The sequence below is a fragment of the Halobaculum rarum genome, from assembly GCF_040025155.1.
GTDB lineage: Archaea > Halobacteriota > Halobacteria > Halobacteriales > Haloferacaceae > Halobaculum > Halobaculum rarum.
The window spans coordinates 1,764,106-1,785,639 of record NZ_CP157275.1 but is presented as its reverse complement, the minus strand read 5'-3'; the positions used below and the strand labels follow the sequence as shown (position 1 = coordinate 1,785,639).

Genomic DNA, 21,534 nt, shown 5'->3' with positions numbered 1-21,534 from the left:
GTATAAATATCGTCACAAACCAAGGTTTCATATCCCACATTGGGTAGCACAACCATGACACAAGACGACATCACTCGCGTATTCGACCGGATGAACCGGCGCACGTTCCTGACCGGGACCGGCGCGGCCGGCGTCGCGGCCGTCTCCGGCTGCCTCGGCGGCGACGGGGGCCAGAGCGACGGCGAAACCACCGACTCGGGCGACGACAGCGGCTCGGACACCGATTCCGATACCGACTCGGGCGACGACTCGGGCAGCATGAGCGGCGGTACGCTCAACTTCGCGCTCGTCAAGAGTCCGCTGGAGTTCGACCCGATCGTGCTCAACGACGTCCCGTCCGACCAGGTGGCCAGCCAGATCTTCGAGGGGCTGTACACGTACGACGAGGGGACCGGCGTGGTCCCCGAGCTCGCGACGGGCGAGCCCGAGGTCAACGACGACGGCACCGTGTACACGGTGACGATGACGACGGAGGCGACGTTCTCGAACGGCGACCCCGTCACCCCCGAGGACGTGAAGTACAGCTTCGAGGCCCCGGTCGACGAGGAGACCGAGAACGCCTCGGAGTTCAACATGATCGACTCGATCGAGACGGAGGGCGACGACACGATCGTGTTCAGCCTGAAGTACCCGTACGGGCCGTTCATGAACACGCTCGCCGCCGGCCGTATCGTTCCGATGTCCGTCCGCGAGGACGACAAGGAGGGGTTCAACACCCAGAGCCCCATGGGCTCGGGTCCGTTCGTCTTCGACGGCTGGCAGGAGGGCGACTACGTCGACCTCGTGCGCAACGAGGACTACTGGGGCGAGCCGATGGCGAACCTCGAGAAGATCCACTTCACGCCGATCACGGAGGCGACGACCCGCGTCACCACGCTCCGCAACGGCGAGAACGACATAGTCGAGGAGATCCCGCCGAAGCTGTACTCGACCGTTCGCGACATCGACGACGCGAGCATCGACGAGGTGCCCGGTATCGGCTACTTCTACCTCGCGTTCAACTGTAACGAGGGCCCGACGGCGGACCCGCGCGTCCGCGAGGCGATCGACTACAGCTTCTCGATGGACACCGCCGTCGAGCAGTACGTCGAGCCGACGGGCGTGCGTCAGTACGCTCCCACACCCGCCTCGATCACCGAGGAGTGGGGCTTCCCGATCGACGAGTGGGAGCAGATCCCCCACGACAAGAACATCGACGAGGCGACCGCCCTCTTCGAGGAGGCCGGCGTCTCGATGGACTACAACTGGAAGATCATCGTCCCGCCGGACGACAAGCGCGAACAGATCGGCATCTCGGTGTCGAACGGCCTCAAGGAGGCCGGCTTCAACAACGTCTCGGTCCAGCGACTCGACTGGGGCGCGTTCCTCGACGCCTACGTCACCGGCAACGAGGACGACTACAACATGTACACGCTCGGCTGGTCCGGCACCCCCGACCCCGACGCGTTCACCTACTACATGTTCGGCCGCACCGACGACACGCTCGGCGTCACCAACGGGACGTACTACGGCGAGGAGGGCAGCGGCGCCGAGGCGACTCAGAAGATCGTCGACGCGCGGCAGTCGGCCGACCGCGACGAGCGCAAGCAGCTGTACACCGAGGCCATCACCACGATCCTCGAGGACCGTGCGCACCTGCCCGCGTACAACCTCAAGAACAGCTTCGGCGTGAAGGACTACGTCAACGACTTCACGTCGCACCCGGTGGACTCGTTCCACCTGGTGACCGACAACAACAACGTCTCGATCGACAAGTAGATCGAACCGCGAATCGGGCGTTAACTGACAGGAGCGGCCTCGAAAACCGCTTCCGCGAATTTATATACCCCCGTGCGAAACGAAGCCACACGATACTAGAGAGATATGGGACGCGCACAGTACACGATCCGACGGATCCTCCAGGCGATTCCGGTCCTGCTCGGAGTCGTCACGATCACGTACTTCCTGATGGAGGCGATGCCGGGCGACCCCGTGAGCATCATGCTCGGGCCGTCGCCCAGCGCCCAACAGGCCGCCGCCATCCGAGCGAAGTACGGACTCGACCAGCCGGTGTGGCTCCGCTACCTGAACTACCTCTGGGACGTGGTACAGCTCGATCTGGGAACGAGCCTGTACTACGAGGTTCCAGTCACCCAGAAGATCCTCGAACGGATGCCGGTGACGATCCTGTTGCTCGTGTCGAGCTTCACGTTCGCGATCGTCACGTCGATCCCGCTCGGGATCATCTCGGCCCAGCGACGCAACAAGCCCACGGACCACGTCGCCCGGGTCGTGGCGCTGCTGGGCGTCTCGACGCCCTCCTTCTGGATCGGCCTGGTCCTCATCATCCTGTTCGCCTACCAGGTCAGTTGGTTCCCCGCGACCAGCCTCGTGCTTCCGTGGGCGTCGCCCGCGGAGGTGGGCGTCGACAGCCAGTTCGACGTGCTCGTCACGTCGCTGCACCACCTGGTGTTGCCGACGATATCGCTCGGCACGCTCCAGATGGCGGCGCTCACCCGGATCGAGCGGTCGTCGATGCTGGAGGTGCTCGGCGAGGAGTACGTCAAGCTCGCGCGCGCCTACGGCGTCAAGGAGACGACGATCCTCCGCAAGCACGCCTTCCGTAACGCACAGCTCCCGCTGATCACGCTGTTGGGGCTCCAGCTCACCAGCGCGATCGGCGGGGCGGTGTTGACCGAGACCGTCTTCTCCATCAACGGGATGGGGACGCTCATCATCACCGCGATCAACAACCAGGACTTCGCGCTGGTCGTCGGCACGACGCTCGTGCTCGGCTTAGTGTTCGTCGTCGGGGTCATCATCACCGACCTCTCGTACGCGTACATCGACCCGCGCGTCACCTTCGAGGACGCAGACTGATGGCGACGACAACCGGATCAGACGCCGACTCGCGAACCGAAAACGAAGCACAGCCCGTCGAGTCCGACCCCGACCAGCCCGCCGCGAACGTCGGGTGGCGCTACACCGTCTCGCAGGTCCGTCGCGACCCGACGGCGCTTGCGGGGCTGGGGATCATCGGGATCGCGACGCTCGTTGCGGTCATCGCGTTCCTCGATCAGTCCGTCCTCCCGCTGTTCGGGATCGAACAGTACGCCATCGCGCAGGCGGTCTGGATGAGTCCCAACGCCGAGGTCGCCCCGCAACTGCTGCCGCCGGCGTGGACGACCAACGTCTTCGGCGAGGGGACGTGGGCCCACCCGCTGGGCACCGACGACCGCGGGCGCGACATCCTCTCGCGGGTGTTCTACGGCACGCGCATCGCCATCTCCGTCGGCGTCATCGCGACGACCATCGCGCTGGTGGTCGGGATGCTCGTCGGGTCGGTCGCCGGCTACTACGGCGGTCGCATCGACGACGTGCTGATGCGTGCCGCCGAGACGCTGTACGCCATCCCGTTTCTCGTGCTCGTCATCGTGTTCATGGTCGCGTTCGGTCGCAACCTCACGTTCGCGATGATCGGCGTCGGGATCGCCAATATCCCGACGTTCGCCCGGCTCATCCGCTCGCGGGTGTTGTCGGTACGCGAGGAGGACTACATCGAGGCCGCACGTGCGGCCGGCGTACGCGATCGCAATATTATCTTCAGACACGTCATTCCGAACAGCTTCGCGCCCGTCCTGGTGCAGGCGACCCTGCAGATCGGCGTGGCGATCCTCATCGTCGCCGGGCTGTCGTTCCTCGGCTTCGGCGCACAGCCCCCCACGCCGTCGTGGGGACAGATGCTCTCGCAGTCGCGCGACTACATGCTGCCCGACCCGTGGTTCAGTATCTGGCCCGGGCTGGCGATCCTCATCACCGTGGTCGGCTTCAACCTGCTCGGCGACGGGCTCCGCGACGCGCTCGACCCCCGTATCAACAACTGATGTCCGAACCACTACTCAAAGTCGAGAACCTGAAGACCCAGTTCTTCACCGAGGAAGGTACCGTCCGCGCGGTCGACGGCGTGAACTTCGAGGTCAACGAGAGCGAACTCGTCGGCCTCGTCGGCGAGTCCGGCGCCGGCAAGTCGGTCGCCGCCCAGTCGATCATGCGGCTCGTCGAGGAACCGGGGCGGATCGTCGACGGCACCGTCACGTTCGACGGGAAGAAGCTGGTCGACATCGTGGAGACCCCCGACGGCCGGATGGAGGAGTCAGACGAGATGCTCTCGAACCGGGAGATGCGCGAGCAGATCCGCGGCCGCGAGATCGCGATCGTCTTTCAGGACCCCATGGAGTCGCTCAATCCGGTGTTCAAGGTGGGAGCCCAGCTCCGGGAGTTCATCGAGTTGAACCGGGGCGTGGGCGAGTCGGAGGCGAAGACGATCGCCGTCGACATGCTCCGGGAGGTCGGCATTCCCGAGCCCGAGGCACGATACGCCGACTACCCGCACGAGTTCTCCGGCGGGATGCGTCAGCGCGTGCTGATCGCGATGGCGCTGGCGTGTGAGCCGCGGCTCATCATCGCCGACGAACCGACGACCGCGCTCGACGTGACCGTCGAGGGACAGATCCTCGATCTGGTCAGCGACCTCCAGGACCGGTACGACACCGCGTTCCTGTGGGTCACCCACGACATGGGCGTCGTCGCGGAGATCTGTGACCGTGTGAACGTCATGTACCTCGGCGAGGTCATCGAGGAGGCCGAGGTGGACGACCTGTTTCATGACACGAAACACCCCTACACAGAGGCACTGCTGCGGTCGATGCCCCGGCCCGACCGGTCCGTCGGGTCTCTCGACCCGATCAAGGGGGTGATGCCGGAGGCGATCAACCCGCCCTCCGGCTGCCGGTTCCACACGCGCTGTCCGGAGGCCCGGGAGGCGTGCAAGGAGTTCCACCCGGAGTACCAGGACGTGAGCGACGCCAACGAGGCGCCGCATTCGGTGGCATGCATCAAGTACGAGAGCGTCGGCTACGAGCACAGCGAGCCGCTGGAGACGGAGGCGACCGGCGCCTTCGCGGGCGGACTCGCCGATATGCGCGGCGACGACAGCCAGGAGACCGCCGGTGTTTCCGGAGGTGAGGTCGATGAGTGAAGCCAGCGGGACGGGGCCGCTCGGCACCGGTGCCGGCGAGACCGACGACGACACCATCCTCAGCGTGCAGGGCCTGACGAAGCACTTCAGCCAGTCCGACGGGATGTTGTCGGCGCTGTTCGACAAGCCGCCCGTGCGTGCCGTCGAGGACGTGAGCTTCGACGTGAAGCGCGGGGAGACGCTCGGGCTGGTCGGCGAGTCCGGCTGCGGGAAGTCGACGCTCGCGCGCACCATCCTCCGACTCGTCGATCCCACGGACGGCGCGGTGTACTTCGAGGGCGACAACCTCGCGGAGCTGTCGGGATCGGACCTCCGCGAGCGTCGGCGTGACCTGCAGATGATCTTCCAGGACCCCCAATCGAGCCTGGACCCGCGGATGAAGGTCGGCCCCATCGTCGAGGAGCCGATGAAGGCCCACGGCCTCTACAAGGGCGAGCGAGAGGAACGCGCCCGCGAGCTGCTGGAGAAGGTCGGGCTCGATCCACACCACTACAACCGGTATCCGCACCAGTTCTCCGGTGGACAACGCCAGCGGATCAACCTCGCGCGGGCGCTCTCGGTCAACCCCGACTTCATCGTCTGCGACGAGCCGGTGTCGGCGCTCGACGTGTCGATCCAGGCGCAGGTGCTCAACACGATGCAGGAGTTGCAAGACGAGTTCGGCCTCACCTACCTGTTCATCGCACACGACCTCAGCGTCATCCGGCATATCTCCGACCGCGTCGCCGTGATGTATCTCGGCCAACTGGTCGAACTCGCCGAGACCGAGGAACTGTTCGAGCATCCCAAACACCCGTACACGGAGGCGCTGCTCGAGTCCATCCCGGTTCCGGATCCGCGCGCGACGGGTGCCCGGAGCGTGCTCGAGGGCGACGTTCCCTCGCCGATCGAGCCGCCGTCGGGCTGTCGGTTCCGGACCCGGTGTCCGAAGCTCATCCAACCCGACGAGTATTCGATGGACGCCGACACGTGGAGGGCCGTTCGCACGTTCACCCGTGCGGTGGACCGGCGCACCTTCGAGGCCGACGACCGCGGCGCCGTCCGTACGAAGTTCTTCCCCGACGGCACACCGTCGGGACGCGCGGGGGGCGTCGTCGACGATGCGCTCGATCAGGTCGCCGACGATGAGTGGGAGGACGCGACCGAGCAGCTCATCTCCACGTTCGCCGACGCAAGTATCTGTGCGACCGAGGAGCCGTCGTACTCCGTCGAGCCGACGATCGGTGACGGCGAGCACTTCGCCGCCTGTCACCTCCACCGCGAGGACGTGGAGGAGCCCGTTCCGGCCGACGACTGAGGCGACCGGCCATCAGTCGACTTCTCGATCTGCCGACGAGTTCGACAGCGACGGCGCCGTCACTCGATACGGAACGTCGTCCGGCCCTCGGGTCGCTCGCGCCCGGTCGCGACGAACGCACGGATCTCGTGCTCGCCGCGGTCGAGCGGCGACGAGCGAACGCCGCGGTCGTCGCGCCGGGTCACCCGGCCGTCCCACGTCCACTCGTGGGTCTTGCGCTCGCGGGCGCGAAACGAGAGCGTCCCCGAGCCGCCGGGATCGCGCCGGGGCTCTTCGGTGGCCTCCAGCGCGCCGTCGACCTCCCACCCCCACAGCCGGCGCGACGGGGTCGTCACCGCGATCGGCACGGGGAGGCGGTTGCGAAGGACGACGCGCACCGACACGGGATCGCCCGGCGCGTACACCTCGCGGTCGGTGTCGACGGCGATCGAGAGCCCTCGAGCGACCAGCGACGCCGGGAGGAGGGCGGCGACGGCCGCCCCGAGGTAATCGCGTGTCTCGTCGAAGCCGAGGCGGTCGCGATCCTCGCGACTTCGCGGGGACTGTGGCACGGGCGTCGGAAGGGGCGAGCGGCGAATGAGCGTGTCGGTTCCGCACGACCGGACGGCTGCCGCCGGTCAGCGGTCAGCGAGCGTTCGGGACTCGGTCGATGAACGTTCGGCGACCGGTCAGTACCCCTGCGCGTTGCCGTCCTTTCGGGGCTCGGTCGCGGCCGAGAGGACGCCGTCGGCGCTGCGGACGATCTGTGCGCCGCCGAACAGCGCCGGCGGGAGCGTCTTCACGTCGTGGCCCTTCCGGACCAGCTTCGTGGCCATGCTGCCGTCGAACTGGGGCTCGAGGGCCAGACTCCCCTCCTCTCGGTAGCGCCACCGGGCGCTGTCGAGCGCCGTCTGCAGCGGCTGGTCGTAGTCGACGATGTTCGATATCAGCTGTACGTGCCCCTGCGGCTGCATGTATCCGCCCATCACGCCGAAGGCCGCCCAGTCGTCGGTTCCGTCGTCGTCGGGGGCGAAGTCCGCCAGCGCGGGGATCAGGGTGTGGAACGGGCGCTTGCCCGGCGCCAGCGAGTTAGGGTGATCCGGGTCCAGCGAGAACGACGAGCCGCGGTTCTGTAGCGCGATGCCGGTGTCGCCCGCGACCAGACCCGAACCGAAGCCGGCGAACCGGGAGTTGATGAAGGAAACGACGTTGCCCTCGTCGTCGGCGACGCACAGCAACACCGTGTCCGCGTCCTCGGCGTTGGCGCCGGGAACGCCGAAGGTCACGTCGTCGTTGCACTCCTCGCCGACCTCCTGTGCGCGCGTCGCGGCCCACTCCTCGCTCGCGAGCGGCGGGTGCTCCTCGAACGCGGGGTCGGTGATGTACCGGTGGCCGTCGTGGAACGCGAGCTTCAGCGCCTCCGAGAAGTAGTGGACGCGCTCGGGCGAGTCGTAATCGTGCTCGCCGGCGCCGAGCTCCTCGGCGATGTTCAGCGCCTCCAGCGCGATGAGCCCCTGGTTGTTCGGCGGGAGCTCGTACACCTCCGTCCCGTTGTACGTGGTCGAGACGGGGTCGGGGAACTCCGGCTCGAAGTCGGCGAGGTCGTCGGTCGTGAGGAAGCCGCCCTGCGCTTGTACTTCGGCGGCGATCTGCTCGCCGATCTCGCCCTCGTACACCACGTCGGCGCCCTTCTCGGCGATCCGCCGCATCGACTCGCCCAGCTTCGGGAGCGTCACGTGCTGGCCCACGTCGGGCGCCTCGCCGTCGAAGAGGTACGCCTCCCGCGCGTGGTCGGTCTCGAACAGCTCCTCGCCGTGCTGCCACTGTGCGGAGACGACTTCCGAGACGGGGTACCCGTCGATCGCATAGCGGATCGCCGGCCGTAGCAGTTCGGCCAACGACTTCTCGCCGAACCGCTCGGCGGTGGCCTCCCACCCGCGGGCGGTGCCCGGAACCGTCACCGCGTGGGCGCCGGTGTCGGGCATCTCGGCGTCGTCGGGGTCGACTCCCTCCTCGGCGGCGACGGCCTCGCGCACGGTCTCGATCGTCGCCTCGGCCGGCGCCGGGCCGCACGAGCGCATCGCGCCCACCTCGCCGTCGGCGGTGCGATACAGCGCGAACACGTCGCCGCCGAGCCCCGTCGAGGTCGGTTCGACGACGTTCAACGCGGCGGCGGTCGCGACCGCCGCGTCGAAGGCGTTCCCGCCGTCCTCCAGCACGGAGATCCCCGCCTGCGACGCGAGCGGCTGACTGGTGGCCACGACTCCGCGCTGACCGTATACCGTCGATCGGCGGGACGCGAACCGATCGATGTCCGGGTTGTCCATACCCCAGGAAAACACCGGGACGGTGAAAACCTGCTCCCGAATACTTCCGGCTGACGGAGTTTTTATTTATCGTCGAAACGGCACGTTGTGACCCCCCGGTGGTGCGTTCGCACGGAGACGCGGGACCGGCGTTCGGATCGTCGTCGCGACGGGTTCGTCCGCGGCCGGCGTTCTCTCTTGTTAACATACCGCATTTGGCGGCGGGGCGAAAATCCAATATAGACCCAAATATATCAGGGATAGTATGGGCGATGACGGGGACGACGTTCGTTCGATGCGCGAGGTGACACTCAAGATCAAACACGTCGGACAGCCGGAGACGGCGGCGTCCGAGCGCTATCCGGGCGTGACGATGCGGTCGGTGTCGTCGATGACGGGGCGGGAGGACGAGCGCAAACGGATCGTCGAGCTGACCGGCGACCCGGACGACATCGCCGGGTTCATGGACGTGTACGCCGCCGGCGATCCCGTGATCGCCGCCGAGCCGATCACCCCCCTCGGCGAGTCGACCGTCTTCGTCGCGCTCGCGATCGAGGTGCCCCGGTGGGACAGCATCACCGAACTGTTCGCGGAGCTGGGGCTCCACTACCGGACTGGGACCGAGATCACCGGCGGCTACGAGCGATGGGTGGTGTATCTGGACGCCGCCGACGACCTCTCGACGGTCATCGACGCGGTCGAGGCCCGGGGCAACGAGGTCGAACTCGTCCGGCAGCTCGAAATGCACGAGGTCGACGCGGCCCCGCGCTTCGAGACGGCGGGCGTCCTCCACGACCTGACCCCGCGCCAACGCGAGGCGCTCGCGGCGGCGATCCGTGCCGGGTACTACGGGCACGAGAAGGACGCCGGCGTCGAGGACGTCGCCACGGAGCTGGGCGTCAGCACGACGACGGCGTGGGAGCACCTCGCGCGCGCCGAGGGGAAGGTGATGGACGACCTCGGCGAGTTCCTCGGCCGCGACGACTGGGAGGAGTGAGTACCGCGTGGGGTCGCGGACCGGCGTGACGCGGGCCCTCGGTTCCCCCTACTCCAGATCCTCGTAGGGCCAGCGCCCGCCCATCCGCAGCTCCTGTTCGTACCCCTCGTCGATGGCGTCGCGCATCTCCGCGCGAGTCCGGCCCGGCGTCTCCACGTCCGCGGCGGCGAAGCGCGTGACCGCCTCGGCGACCTGGACGGCCACGTCGCGCAGGTCCCGCGAGTCGAGCTTGTCGAGCGTGTCGGCGTGGGTGTGTCCCCAGCCGCGGCCGGACTGGTCGGACGTTGTCGAGGTCATCACCGCCGGGACGCCCTCCTGCACGAACGCCCACTGGTCGCCGTGCGGGGAGATGGTGTCGTCCGTCGAGAGCGTCGCGTCCAGGTCGTCGGTCACCGCCTCGAACACCGCCCCCATCCCCTCGAACTCGTTCGTCCCCACGCGGAGGTTCCGCGAGGAGCAGGCGCCGTCGAGGTTGACGACGCACTTCGTGTCGTCGAGGTCGGTCGTCTCCGCGCAGTGGTACGCCCCCCACAGGCCGATCTCCTCGGAGCCGAAGGTGACGAGGCGGACGCGCGTGTCCAGTTCCACGTCGTCGCGGGCGAGGATCCGCCCGACCTCGGCGACGAGCGCGGAGCCGGCGCCGTTGTCGTTGGCGCCGTCGGCGATGTCGTGGGCGTCGACGTGCGCGGTGAGGAGGACGTGCTCGTCGGTGTCGGGACCGACCTCGGCTTCGACGTTCACCGAGGTCGTCTGCTCGTTGCGGCAGTCGACCGAGACGGTCGCCTCACAGCCCTCCTCGGCGTACCGGGCGAGGCGCTTCCCGACCTCGCAGGAGATGCCGACTGCGGGGATCGGCCCGGGGCGCTCGTGGTAGCCGACCTCGCCGGTCGGCGGCAGCGACCCGTCGAGGTGGTTGCGGAAGACGAACGCGACGGCGCCGTGGTCGGCGGCGTTGACGTACTTCTCCATCCGGTGGATCCAGCGGTCGACCGACTCCGGCGTCGCCGACGACGCCATCGCGATGGCCCCCTCCAGTTCGTCCGCCTTCTCCTCGAACTCCTCGTAGGTGCCGTCGCCCACGTCGACGACGCGCCCGGTCGCCTCCCCCGCGGGACAGCCGGGGAGCGCGAGTACGTCCTGTTGGCCGTCGTGAACGCGCTCGTGGGGTTCGTGGATCGACAGCGAGGACTCGCCGCGCCACCAGCCGGGGAGCTCGAACTCCTCGATCCGGGCGTCCCGTGCGCCGGCGCGCTCGAAGGCGTCGCGGACGACCTCGGCGCCGCGACGCTCGCCCGTCTGGCCGGCCATCCGGCTCCCCACGTCGACCAGGTCGGTCAGCACGTCCCAGCCGAAGCCGCTCGTCTGTGCGTCGCCCACGGCCGCGTTCGGTAGTCGCATGACCCCGGATTCGACGCGACCGCCTTGAGTTCCCGGATCCCGGCTATCCGCCGAGCCGGATCCCGGTCAGCCGCCGAACCGGATCCGCGGACGGCTCGGCGTCGGCGACAGATTCATGTGTCATGGTACCAAATACCACAAAAGATGCCCGAGCCCACGAACCTCTCCGACGCGGACGAACGGGTGCTGCGCCACTTGGCCGACACGAGCGTGGACTACCCGGCGCTCGTCGCCGCCAACACCGGGCTCCACATCCCGCTCGTGGAGCGCCGGATGGCGACGCTCGCGGAGCGTGGGTTCGTTGAGGCGGTGACCGACGAGCAGGTCTTCCGGATCACCGAACGCGGCCGCCGAGCCCTGACTGGAGAGAGTGGCGCGACGGCGTCCGACGAAGTCGAAGCCGACGGAGCCGCGGGTGGCGGGCGCGCCGTCGGGGGCACCGTCGCCGACGGCGGCTCGCCGGTGAACCCCGAGTGAACTCCGAGTAGCCGGGCACACACTGATTCTGCGACATGCCACGATCGGAGAGCGACCGCCGCCGGTGGTTACGAGGGCGGCGACCGCCCGCCATCAGACCCGAGCGCCGTCTCGAACGCGAGTTCGACCGCCCGCTCGTCCAGCGTCCGCGGGAGGCTCGGCTGCACGCTCCCGCCGCGGGTCGCCTCGCCCTCGCTCGCCGCCGTCGCGGCCTGTTCGGGCGTCGCGGGGAGATGGAGGAAGCCGGCGGGCGTGTCCGTCCCCTCCAGCAGCGCGAGCGTTCGATAGAGGATGCCGTTACAGAGGTGCGTTCCCGCGGAGTTTGACACGCGAGCGGGGACGCCCGCCGCCAGACAGGCTTCGACCGTCTCGCGCACCGGGAGCGTCGAGCGCCGCGCGTCCGGTCCCGTCGGGTCGAGCCGCTCGTCGACCGGGTCGTTGCCGTCGTTATCGGGGACGCCGACGGTGTCAGCCACGTTGATGGCGACGCGCTCGACGCAGACGGCCGATCGTCCCGCCGCGAGTCCGGTGGCGACGACAGCCGCCGGGTCGTGCTCGTCGATCAGGTCGGCCATCCGGTCTTCGGCGGCGCCGAACGCGACGTGGAGCACTCGGCCGACGCCCTCGTGGCCCGCGACGGTCCGGCCGTCGAGCGCCTCGGCGACCTCGCCCGAGGGGTTCACGTCGTGGTCGCCGAACGGCTCGTAGCCGGTGCAGAGTACGGTCATGTCCGCCATCGCCGCCGGCGACTCCTAAGCGTTCGTGTCGTCGGTGTGGGTCGCCGGTACGGCTCCGGACGGGGCCATTTGACGCCGGCGGTGCGGCTCGTTCGTGGGCGGAGCGGTGCGGCTCGTTCGTGGGCGGAGCGGTGCGGCTCGTTCGTGGGCGGAGCGGCACGAGGACCGCTCCGCCGGTCCTCCGAGACGCTCACCTCGCTCCGCTCGGTTCACGTCTCGCCTCAGTCGTCGCCGGCGACGGCCGCCGCGTCGGCCGCCGAATCGTCCCGCAGCGTCGTGGCGGCAATGACACCGGCGACGACGACGAGCCCGACACAGGCGAGGTACTCGGCCGACAGACCGATCTCCGCGGCCAGCGGCAGCGCGACCAGCGGGCCGAGCGTCGAGCCCAGATCCCCGAAGACGTTGTAGACGCCGCCGAGCTTGCCCACGTCTCCGCCGGGCGCGATATCGCCGAGATACGCTAACAGCGGCGGGCCGGTCAGCCCGGCGCCCGCGCCGACGAGGCCCACCCCCGCCAGCACGCCCGGCGCAGTCGGCACCAGCGCCGTGAGCGCGAACCCCGAGCCGAACACGGCGAGGCCGGGGACGACGGTCGTGAGCCGGCCCATGCTGTCGGAGAAGCGACCGACCGCGAGGTTCGACACCGCCAACGCGACGACGGAAACCGCCATCACGAGGCCGCTGGTGCCGGCGCCGGCGAACCCGCCCAGCGAGATGTCGTTGGCCTCGGTGTACAACACGACCGTCGACAGCAGGACGCCCGCGTACAGGAACCGGATCGTGAAGTTGACCGCGCCGACGGCGCCGATCCGGGTGTCCGCCCGCACGAGCGCCGGCACGTCGCGCAGGCGGCTCTTCTCCCCGACCTCGGGGGAGACGTTCGGAAGCACGCGGTAGGCCACGGCCGCGGCGAACAGCCCCGCGGCGCCCGCGACGGCGAACGCCTCGGCGTAGCCGTACAGCTCCGTGACGACGCCGCCGAGGATCAGCCCCGTCGGAAACCCGAGACTCTGCCCGCCGCGCATGTAGCCCACCCAGCGTCCGCGATTCGCCGACGTGGTCACGTGCGTCACCGTGGAGAACGCGCCGACGAACACGAACGCCGAGCCGATCCCCCACGCCGCCCGCGACGCGAGGAAGACGACCGACGACGGCATCCCGAACGGCGGGTTCAGTCCGACGAGATAGCCGAAGGGGACGAGCCCCTGCACGACAAACCCCGCGATCATCGGCCGGCGCGTCCCCATACGGTCGAGGATGCTCCCCGCGGGCGTCGACATCACCAGCCGCGTGAAGCGGTTGATCGAGAGGATCAGTCCGACGAGAACCGGCGCGATGCCGAGCACCGACCCCAGCGCCGGGATGGTCGGAAACGCGACGCCGCCGCCCACCCCGCCGAAGAACACGCCGGCGACGAGGCTGAGGACGACGGTCCGCACCTGCTGCTCGGAGTAGACGGGCGCGTCATCCGGGGTGTCAGCCGGAGCGTCGGCCGGATCTGTCGTGTCGGTCACGTCGGTCCTCGTGTCTCGGATGTCGGGGCGGTCGTCGGCGCGGTCGTCAGCGTCGCGGTCGCCGGCGGCACGGTCGCCGGCGTCGCGCGGGGGCGAGTTCGAGTCGAAGCGGAGGGCGAACCGGTACCCGAGCGATCGATACGCGGGAGCGATCCGATCAGTGAGCGGAGGCGCCCGATCGCGCCGGCGTACCGGACGACACCGAGGTATCGGACGAGCCGAGCGCCGGGCGTCCCCCGATCACCACGCGTACTCCTCGCGCGGGTCCACGTCGTCGCGCTCGCGGTCGAACACGACCTCGCCGTCGACGACGACGTGCCGGCTGCGGGTGTTCATCTCGTGGAACGGACCGTCCCACACGACGAGGTCGGCGTCGGTCCCCTCGGCGAGGTCGCCGACGCGGTCGCCGATCCCGAGGATGCCGGCGGGGTTCGTCGTCACGGCGTCCAGCGCCGCCTCCTCGGGGAAGCCCTCGCGGACCGCGAGGCCGACGCACACGTCGAGGTGTTGCTGGGGGAGCACCGGCGCGTCGGTCTGGATGGCGACGGTGACGCCCGCCTCGTGGAGGATGCCCGGCGTCTCGAAGGTGATGTTGCGCAGTTCGTACTTTGCGCCCGAGTACAGCGACGGCCCGACGATCGCGGGCACGTCGCGCTCGGCGAACTCCTCGGCGACGACGTGGCCCTCGGTGGCGTGTTCGATCGAGAGCGCGTCGATGTCGAACTCCTCGGCGATCCGGAACACGGTCATGATGTCGTCCGAGCGGTGCGCGTGCACCCGCAGCGGCAGATCCTCCTCGAGGACGCGTGCGAGGTTCTCCCGTCCCAGGTCGCGCTCGAACGGCTCGCCGTTCTGAGCGGCGTGCTCGCGCGCCTCAACGTAGTCCTCCGTCGCCATGAGTTCCTCGCGGAGGGTGGCGGCGACGCCCGGCCGCGTGGAGGGCTGGCGCCCCTCCCGCTCGCCGTGGAAGCGCTTGGGGTTCTCGCCCATCGCGGCCTTCATGCCGTCCTCGGCGATCAGCATCCGGTCGGCCACGTTGCCGTACGTCTTCATCGAGCAGATGATCCCGCCGATCACGTTGCCCGAGCCCATCCGCGCGGAGACGGTGGTGACGCCGTTCTGGAACGCCCCCTTCAGTTCCTCGTCGCGCGGGTGGAAGCCGTCGAGGGCGTTGACGTGCGGCGTCGTCGCGCTCGTTCCCTCGTTGACGTCGCCGTCCTCGGGTTCGCCCCACTCGGCCATCCCGGCGTGGCTGTGGGCGTCGATCAGTCCCGGAGTGACCTCCATCCTCGTGGCGTCGATCTCGGTCGCGTCCGCCGGGGCGTCGACCTCGCCGACGGCCGCGATCTCGCCGTCGACGACGAGGACGTCTCCCTCGATCGTTCCTCGCTCGGTCTGTGTGTGCACCGTCCCGCCTCGGACGACGAGCGCGTCCGCGTCTGCGTCGCTCATTGGCTCGCGGTTGGCGAACCGCTCGGAAAGTGTTTCGGTTCGAAACGGGCGGGCACGGTGTCTCCTCTGCGGTGAACGGTCAACTAGGGGGATCATCGAGCGTCGATCCTCGGCGGGCGCTGACGCCCCCCCTTGCCAACTCCTGTCACTGCGGAGAAAGTATTAAGAATTCCGCCCTCATCGGCGAAGATACGACGAACTACGGAGGCCCCCAATGACCGACCACACCACCCTCACACCCCGCTCGCCGCTCGGCAGCGGCGGGGATGGGTGGTCGGTCGCCGGCGCCCCCGCCGCCGTCCGTGTCGCGTTCGCCGCACCGAAGGCGAACGCGACCGGGACCGGCGCGGGCGTGGGTGCGGGGAATGCAGCCTCCGTGTACGGACCGTCCGTCTCCATCGCCGCGTGATCCGGCGACGTGTCTCGGGTTCGACCCGAGCGGAGGCGGACGCCGTTTTCCACCTCCCGTTCAGGTCCCCGTGACTCCGTCAGCCGGCTCGCGCGGCCGACCCGCTCCCCCGGGAAGGCCCGCAGCCGCAGCGCGTTCGAGCCGCGCAGGGAGCCTATGTCGGTTCACCGACATCAACTGGCCGACGCCAGCATGACCATCGCAGTGTCCAGATCCGCGCCCGGCGACCTCGCCGAGGGCGCCGAGTCGAAGCTCCGCCGCGCCGACGCGGTCGGCGCCGTCGAGTCGCTCGACATCCGCGGCCTCCAGCCCGGCCTCAACGATCTCGCGGTCGAGGCCGACGCCACCGTCGCGCTCGCGAGCGACGCGAGCGAGGACAGCGAGGCCGTCGCCGACGCGCTCGCCGAGACGTTCGGCGTGACCGACGTGGCGGTGACGGCCGTCCGCTCGGTCCCGCCCGATGTTCGAGAATCGCGTGGCGATTCTCGCGCGGGCCGGAACGCGAAGCGTTCCGGCAACGGCGCCGACGGCGCCGCCGTCGCCGGCGAGTAACGGCGACATCGTCGCCGGGGAGTAGCAGCGGCGTCATCGTCGCCGACGACGGCGATCCGTTCGCTCCGCGGCCGCTCCCGAGCACAGCGAGCGGCCGCGGGACCGAAAGTGCCTACCGCCCGCCGCGACGATTCCGGGTATGACCGACTCCGACGCTCCCGCGGACGCCGGCGGCGACGCCGACTCCACCGGGGAGAGTGCCGTCCCCGACGTTCTCGCCACCGCCCGAGCGCTCCTCGCGACGGGGCCGCTGTGTGACCACTGCCTCGGTCGCCCGTTCGCCGAGCGCTCGTTCGGCCTCGGCAACCACGAGCGCGGTCGGGGACTCCGCGTCGCCGTCGCGCTCGACGACGACTCCGACTACGAGAGCGGTGCCGCCGGCGACTGCTGGGTGTGTGAGGGCGTGTTCGAGCGCGTCGACCAGTTCGCCGAGCGCGCCGCCGACGCGGTCGCGGACTACGAGTACGCCACCTATCAGGTCGGGACGCGTGTCCCACCGCTCGCGGAGGAGAACGACCGACTGCTCCGGGAGGACGCCGGCATGGATCCGGAGATAGGCGAGCCGCTGCGCAAGGAACTCAACAGGGAAGTGGGCAAGCGCGTCGGCCAAGTCACCGGCACCGAGGTCGACTTCGAGCGCCCGCACGTCCAGTTCCTTCTCGATATCGACGCCGACCGCGTCGAGGCGACGGTCAACTCCGCGCACGTGTACGGCCGCTACCGGAAGCTGGAGCGCGATATCCCCCAGACGGAGTGGCCCTGCTCGGACTGCCGCGGCTCCGGTCGCCAGGGACGCGAGCCGTGTGACACCTGCGGCGGCTCGGGCTACCTGTATCCCGAGAGCGTCGAACAGCTCACCGCGCCCGTCGTCGAGGACGTGATGGAGGGCGTCGACTCCACCTTCCACGGCGCCGGCCGCGAGGACGTGGACGCGCTGATGCTCGGCACCGGCCGTCCGTTCGTGATCGAAGTCGACGAGCCGCGGCGCCGCGAGGTCGACGCGGATCGACTGGAGGCCGACATCAACGCCTTCGCGGACGGGAAGGTGGAGGTCGAGGGACTCCGGCTGTGCACCCACGACATGGTCGAGCGCGTGAAGGAGCTCGACGCGACCAAGCGCTACCGCGCGGCCGTCGAGTTCGGCGGGGACGTGAGCGCCGACGAACTGGCCGACGCCGTCGACGAACTCGACGGGGCGACCATCGAGCAGTACACCCCGAACCGCGTCGACCACCGCCGCGCCGCGAAGACGCGGACCCGCGTCGCCCACGAGGTCACGGCCGACCGCGAGGACGCCCGCCACGCCACCGTCGAGGTCCACGGCGCCGGCGGCCTCTACATCAAGGAGCTGATCTCCGGCGACGAGGGCCGGACGGAACCGAGCCTCGCGGGGATCCTCGGCGTCGACGCCGCGGTGACGGCGCTGGACGTGCTCGCCGTCGAGGGGCGCGACGAGGCGTTCGAGCACTCCGGGTTCTTCTTGGAGAGCGATGCGGACGGCGATTCCGACGCCGACGAGGAGTAGGCGACCGCGGGCCGAGCGACCGGCGAGTCCGCCGTCACCGAGTCCGCCGGCGCCGAACCGCACGCTTTTGCCGCCGCTCGCGGACCCTGAGTCATGCTCGGCGCAGACGAGGCCGGAAAGGGACCGGTGCTGGGGCCGATGGTCGCCGGTGCGGTCCGCGCCGACCCCGCCGCGATCCCCGAGGACGTGGACGATTCCAAGCGCCTCTCGCCCGCGAGACGCGAGGAACTCGACGCCGTCCTCCGCGACGACGAGCGCGTCGCCGTCGCGGTCGCCGTCGTCTCGGTCGACCGCATCGACGACCCCGCCACGGACATGAACTCCCTCACGGTCGCGGGACAGGCCGAGGCGCTCGCCGGGGTTGCCCGCGACGGCGACCGCGCGGTCGTCGACGCCGGCGACGTGAGCGAGTCCCGGTTCGCCAACCGTGTCGGCGACGCGGTCGCTGCCGGGAATGGCGTCGACGACGGCGGCGATAGCACCGATGGTGACGGCCAGAGCGTCGACGTGACGGCCGAGCACGGCGCCGACGAGTCGTACCCCGTTGTCGCCGCCGCGAGCGTGATCGCGAAGGTGAAACGCGACCGGATCGTCGCCGAGTTGGACGCCGCCTATCGCGAGCGCGGCTACGACGGGATCGGCAGCGGCTACCCCTCGGATCCGATCACCCGCGAGTTCCTCCGGGAGTACGTGAGCCGCGAGGGCGACCTACCCGAGTGCGCCCGCACCTCGTGGAGCACCTGCGACGACGTGCTGGCGGCGAGCGAGCAGTCGGCGCTGGAGGAGTTCTAGAGCGAAGCACAGCCCGCAACGGCGGTTGCGTCGCCGACGACGGAGAGCACCGTCTCTGAAACTGTACTCGAAGCCGGTGGCTCACCGGAACGGCGGCAGTTTCCAGCCGTAGGCGACGAGCACGCCGGCGGCGAGCAGCGCCGCGACCGCGAGCAGCGGGATCGGAACGCCCGCATCGGCCAGCGTCGAGAGGACGATCCCCGCGAGCGGAAGCAGTACGAGGAGGCCGACTGCGGCACCGACGAGGACGGTCCAGACGGAGCCGGAGCGGTCGTCGCGTGCGGCCAGTTCCTCGCGGACGACACGGCGGGTGACCCGCTCGATATCCGCGTCGGTCAGTCGGTCGCCGCGGTCGGAGCGGTGGTCGTCGCTCAGTTGATCGTCGGTCGAGTCACGAGCGCCCGGATCGTCGCTGCTCGAACTGGAGGGCTGGGAGGGCACAGTCGTCGACTCGCGTGACGGAATCAAAAGCGGTTCGGCGCGACGGAGGAGCCGGGGTCGCCGCGTCGGGCTCAGCGGTCGGTCAGCAGCGCACGGAGGATGTCACCGTACGCGGGCCGCGTGATGAGCACGCCGACGAGCACGCCGAGGATCGTGAAGATGGCGAAGCCCTGGAGGTCGCCCAGCGAGAGCCACGGCGAGGCCAGCGGAGCCATCGCGACGATCGTCGTCGCGGCCGCGGCGCCGACCACCCAGAACGCCTTCCGGAAGCGCGACTCGAAGACGCGCCGGGAGTTCACGTCGCCCTCGGCCATCACCTCGTCGGCGATGATCACGAGGTCGTCCACGCCTGTCCCGATGACGGCGATGAACCCGGCGATGACCGACAGGTCCAGCGGGTACTGGATGAACGCCGCGAACCCGAGGAGGATCAGTACCTCGGAGAACGCGGTGACGACCATCGGCGCGGCGACCTTCGGGTCACCGTAGCGGAAGAACACGACGCCCGCAACCGTGAGCACCGCGAGCAGGCCGATAACGAGCGAGTCGCGCTTGAAGTCGTCACCCTGTGCGGCGCTGATGGAGGTCGCGGTCCCCTCATCGAGCGCCAGCCCGGCCGGGAGCGCGCCGGCGCGGAGGTCGACCGAGACGTCCTGCGCGCGCTCGAACGAGCCGGTGACGAGGATGAACTGCGGGTCCTGTGCCCACTCGCCGTTGCGCATCGACTGCGCGAGCGAGGGGTTCATCCCGAACGAGGAGACGACGCTCCCGTCGCGGATGATCAGGATGCAGGGGTCGGTCGTGTTCGGTCCGTTCTCCTGGCTGTAGGTGCACTCCGAGCCGCCCTGTCCGGCGACGCCCGTCTCGACGAACAGGCGCTGGACACGCTCGGCCTCGGTTTGCTGAACCGACACCGGGACGTGCGGCCCGGGACCCTGCTCGCCCTGCTGGGCGGTGCCGACCGTCTGGAAGTCCTCCTGCCGGATGACGGTCGTGTTCACGTACTCGGTCGTGTTGTTTCGCTGGACCTGATGATACGCCGCGATCTGCACGGTCCCGCGGGAGTTCACTAAGTCGCGCACTTCGCTGAGGTCGTCGTTGGGGACCTCGATGAGCACGAAGTCGCCGTTGCCGATCGTGCGGACCGTCCCGCCGGAGAGGCCCGCGGCGTTGATCTTCGATTCGAGGACCTCGATCGTCTGCTCGCGGGTCTCGTCAGTGACGCCGTCGCGGACGGTGTCGTACTCGAAGCCGGCGGCGTCGAGGGCGTTCCGGAGGTCCGCCTGCGTGGCGTTCTCGGTGACGAGCTCGACCGTACCGCTGGTGTTCGTCGAGAACCGCGCGATCACGTCGGAGCTGTCGCCGGTTTCCAGCTCCGCGGCGACATCGCGTTCGACTTCCGCCGTGCTGCGTCCATCGAACTGGACCTCATCGGCGGTGACGCCGACGAGGGGCGCGCGGATCCGCGACCCGCCCGACAGTTCCAGCCCGTACTGGAGGTTCGTCGCGCTCTCCTGGGCGGCCGGCCCCTGGTTCCCGGACGGCTCGAACGCCGGCGCGAACAGGAACAGCGACGAGAGGACGAGCATGAACACGAGCATGACGACCCGCCAGTTGTCCTTGATCGTCTCCCAGGCGCTCATCGTGCCACCCCCTCGAACTTGTACCATCGAAGCAGCGACACGTTCAGCAGGTACGTGTTCATCAGGTCGGCGGCGAGGCCGAACACGAGGATGGTCCCGATGCTCGCGAGCAGCCCGATGCCGAAGAACGACGCGGCGATCGCCATCACGGCCATCGCCGCGATGGAGGTGAGCGTCATCGTGACGCCGGTGCGCATCGCGCGGTATGTCGACTCGTAGAAGTCGCCCGAGCGCCGGAGCACGCTGTTGTTGAGGAGGATGTCGGAGTCGACGGAGTAGCCGATGAGCATCAACAGCGCCGCGACCGTCCCGAGCGTGAGTTCGATGCCCAGGAGGTTCATCAGCGCGACCGGGATGACGATGTCCGAGAACGCCGAGACGACCACGGCGATGCTCGGGACGAACGTCCGGAACAGCGCGAACACGAGCGCGGCCATCCCGGCGAAGGCGGCGACGACGCCGATCAACGCGCGCTGCTGGGTCTCAGACCCGAAGGCCGCCCCGACACCTTCGATCGATCGGATGTCGAATCCGGCTTCACCTGCCTCCGACTCGAGTTGCTGGGTGAACTCGCTCTGTTCGGTCTCGGATCCCTCCGTCTGGAAGGTGACGATGTACACGTCGCTTCCCCCGACCCGCTGGATGCTGTCGGGCGTCGCGGTGAACGCCCCGCGGATGTCTTCGCGTGCCTGTGCGTCGCTCGGGGCGTCGACGGCGACGCGGAGTTCCGTGCCGCCGGTGAAATCGAGCCCCGGATCGACCGGCGCCCCGGTCGTCGCGTACGCCCCGCCGATGACGAGGAGCGCGACGGCCAACACCGCGAGCGGTATCGCGACGAGTTGCCGGTTCGTGTACCGGGTGTAATCGACTTGCGGTACCTCGAATCGAGCCATGCGTTCCGGTCCCCCCGCGCACCGAATAAGCCTTCTTCTTCACGGCTACCGGCGTTTCGGCGGAATTCGCGGTCCACGGTTTCGCTCCTGCCCGATCCCGTT

20 protein-coding genes are annotated in these 21,534 nt (G+C 69.3%); 11 read left to right on the top strand and 9 right to left on the bottom strand.

The annotated features are described in order from the left end of the window. Positions 1-54: 54 nt before the first annotated feature. The 5 genes from ABJD39_RS09270 (at position 55) to ABJD39_RS09250 (ending at position 6,314) form a co-directional block, all read left to right on the top strand. Positions 55-1,758, top strand: coding sequence for an ABC transporter substrate-binding protein (locus tag ABJD39_RS09270; RefSeq protein ID WP_348607486.1), 1,704 nt, complete (start codon positions 55-57; stop codon positions 1,756-1,758). A gap of 105 nt (positions 1,759-1,863) precedes the next feature. Continuing rightward, positions 1,864-2,859: an ABC transporter permease gene (locus tag ABJD39_RS09265; protein ID WP_348607484.1), complete on the top strand. Its 996-nt coding sequence runs from the start codon at positions 1,864-1,866 to the stop codon at positions 2,857-2,859. Beyond that, on the top strand, positions 2,859-3,863 hold the full coding sequence (locus ABJD39_RS09260) for an ABC transporter permease (RefSeq protein WP_348607481.1): 1,005 nt from the start codon (positions 2,859-2,861) through the stop codon (positions 3,861-3,863). The genes ABJD39_RS09265 and ABJD39_RS09260 overlap by 1 nt, the downstream gene beginning before the upstream one ends. Next, on the top strand, positions 3,863-5,017 hold the full coding sequence (locus tag ABJD39_RS09255) for an ABC transporter ATP-binding protein (protein WP_348607479.1): 1,155 nt from the start codon (positions 3,863-3,865) through the stop codon (positions 5,015-5,017). Before ABJD39_RS09260 ends, ABJD39_RS09255 begins: the two co-directional genes overlap by 1 nt. Next, entirely contained in the window at positions 5,010-6,314 is a 1,305-nt protein-coding gene (locus tag ABJD39_RS09250; RefSeq protein WP_348607477.1) for an ABC transporter ATP-binding protein, read from the top strand. Before ABJD39_RS09255 ends, ABJD39_RS09250 begins: the two co-directional genes overlap by 8 nt. Positions 6,315-6,373: 59 nt before the next feature. Here ABJD39_RS09250 and ABJD39_RS09245 read toward each other — a convergent pair whose 3' ends face one another. Together ABJD39_RS09245 and ABJD39_RS09240 are read right to left on the bottom strand one after the other, a co-directional pair. Next, entirely contained in the window at positions 6,374-6,865 is a 492-nt protein-coding gene (locus ABJD39_RS09245) for a hypothetical protein (RefSeq protein WP_348607474.1), read from the bottom strand. 117 nt (positions 6,866-6,982) lie between these two features. Further along, positions 6,983-8,620: a gamma-glutamyltransferase family protein gene (locus ABJD39_RS09240; RefSeq protein ID WP_348607472.1), complete on the bottom strand. Its 1,638-nt coding sequence runs from the start codon at positions 8,618-8,620 to the stop codon at positions 6,983-6,985. Between the two features lie 244 nt (positions 8,621-8,864). On the opposite strand from ABJD39_RS09240, the gene ABJD39_RS09235 reads away from it, so the two are divergent. Continuing rightward, complete coding sequence (locus ABJD39_RS09235) at positions 8,865-9,596, top strand: helix-turn-helix domain-containing protein (protein WP_348607469.1); 732 nt, start codon at positions 8,865-8,867, stop codon at positions 9,594-9,596. 48 nt (positions 9,597-9,644) lie between these two features. Here the strand turns inward: ABJD39_RS09235 and ABJD39_RS09230 are convergent, their stop codons facing one another. Further along, complete coding sequence (locus tag ABJD39_RS09230; RefSeq protein WP_348607466.1) at positions 9,645-10,994, bottom strand: M28 family metallopeptidase; 1,350 nt, start codon at positions 10,992-10,994, stop codon at positions 9,645-9,647. Between the two features lie 144 nt (positions 10,995-11,138). Here ABJD39_RS09230 and ABJD39_RS09225 point away from each other — a divergent pair, with 144 nt between their 5' ends. After that, positions 11,139-11,471, top strand: a complete 333-nt coding sequence (locus ABJD39_RS09225; protein WP_348607463.1) for a hypothetical protein — start codon at positions 11,139-11,141, stop codon at positions 11,469-11,471. A gap of 68 nt (positions 11,472-11,539) precedes the next feature. On the opposite strand, the gene ABJD39_RS09220 is transcribed toward ABJD39_RS09225, so the two are convergent. The 3 genes from ABJD39_RS09220 to ABJD39_RS09210 all read right to left on the bottom strand — a co-directional run bounded on the left by ABJD39_RS09220 (position 11,540) and on the right by ABJD39_RS09210 (position 15,177). Beyond that, positions 11,540-12,199, bottom strand: coding sequence for a peptidase (locus ABJD39_RS09220; protein ID WP_348607461.1), 660 nt, complete (start codon positions 12,197-12,199; stop codon positions 11,540-11,542). A gap of 230 nt (positions 12,200-12,429) precedes the next feature. After that, positions 12,430-13,650, bottom strand: coding sequence for an MFS transporter (locus tag ABJD39_RS09215; RefSeq protein WP_348613626.1), 1,221 nt, complete (start codon positions 13,648-13,650; stop codon positions 12,430-12,432). Between the two features lie 315 nt (positions 13,651-13,965). After that, a complete protein-coding gene (locus ABJD39_RS09210; RefSeq protein ID WP_348607458.1) occupies positions 13,966-15,177 on the bottom strand; it encodes an amidohydrolase family protein in 1,212 nt (403 codons plus the stop codon). A gap of 214 nt (positions 15,178-15,391) precedes the next feature. Between ABJD39_RS09210 and ABJD39_RS09205 the strand changes: the two genes are divergently transcribed. The 4 genes from ABJD39_RS09205 to rnhB all read left to right on the top strand — a co-directional run bounded on the left by ABJD39_RS09205 (position 15,392) and on the right by rnhB (position 18,455). Further along, the gene (locus ABJD39_RS09205; RefSeq protein ID WP_348607456.1) at positions 15,392-15,586 is read left to right on the top strand and encodes a hypothetical protein; all 195 of its coding nucleotides are present in this window, start codon (positions 15,392-15,394) and stop codon (positions 15,584-15,586) included. Positions 15,587-15,778: 192 nt separating this feature from the next. Beyond that, a complete protein-coding gene (locus tag ABJD39_RS09200; RefSeq protein ID WP_348607453.1) occupies positions 15,779-16,138 on the top strand; it encodes a hypothetical protein in 360 nt (119 codons plus the stop codon). Positions 16,139-16,277: 139 nt separating this feature from the next. Beyond that, positions 16,278-17,663 (top strand): tRNA pseudouridine(54/55) synthase Pus10, encoded by a 1,386-nt coding sequence (locus tag ABJD39_RS09195; protein WP_348607450.1) that lies wholly within the window; start codon positions 16,278-16,280, stop codon positions 17,661-17,663. A 93-nt stretch (positions 17,664-17,756) separates the two neighbouring features. Further along, entirely contained in the window at positions 17,757-18,455 is a 699-nt protein-coding gene (gene rnhB, locus ABJD39_RS09190; protein WP_348607447.1) for a ribonuclease HII, read from the top strand. Between the two features lie 81 nt (positions 18,456-18,536). On the opposite strand, the gene ABJD39_RS09185 is transcribed toward rnhB, so the two are convergent. The 3 genes from ABJD39_RS09185 to secF all read right to left on the bottom strand — a co-directional run bounded on the left by ABJD39_RS09185 (position 18,537) and on the right by secF (position 21,432). Further along, entirely contained in the window at positions 18,537-18,896 is a 360-nt protein-coding gene (locus tag ABJD39_RS09185) for a hypothetical protein (RefSeq protein ID WP_348607444.1), read from the bottom strand. A gap of 71 nt (positions 18,897-18,967) precedes the next feature. Then, a complete protein-coding gene (locus ABJD39_RS09180; RefSeq protein WP_348607441.1) occupies positions 18,968-20,539 on the bottom strand; it encodes a preprotein translocase subunit SecD in 1,572 nt (523 codons plus the stop codon). Continuing rightward, the gene (secF, locus tag ABJD39_RS09175; RefSeq protein WP_348607438.1) at positions 20,536-21,432 is read right to left on the bottom strand and encodes a protein translocase subunit SecF; all 897 of its coding nucleotides are present in this window, start codon (positions 21,430-21,432) and stop codon (positions 20,536-20,538) included. The genes ABJD39_RS09180 and secF overlap by 4 nt, the downstream gene beginning before the upstream one ends. Positions 21,433-21,534: the final 102 nt, after the last annotated feature.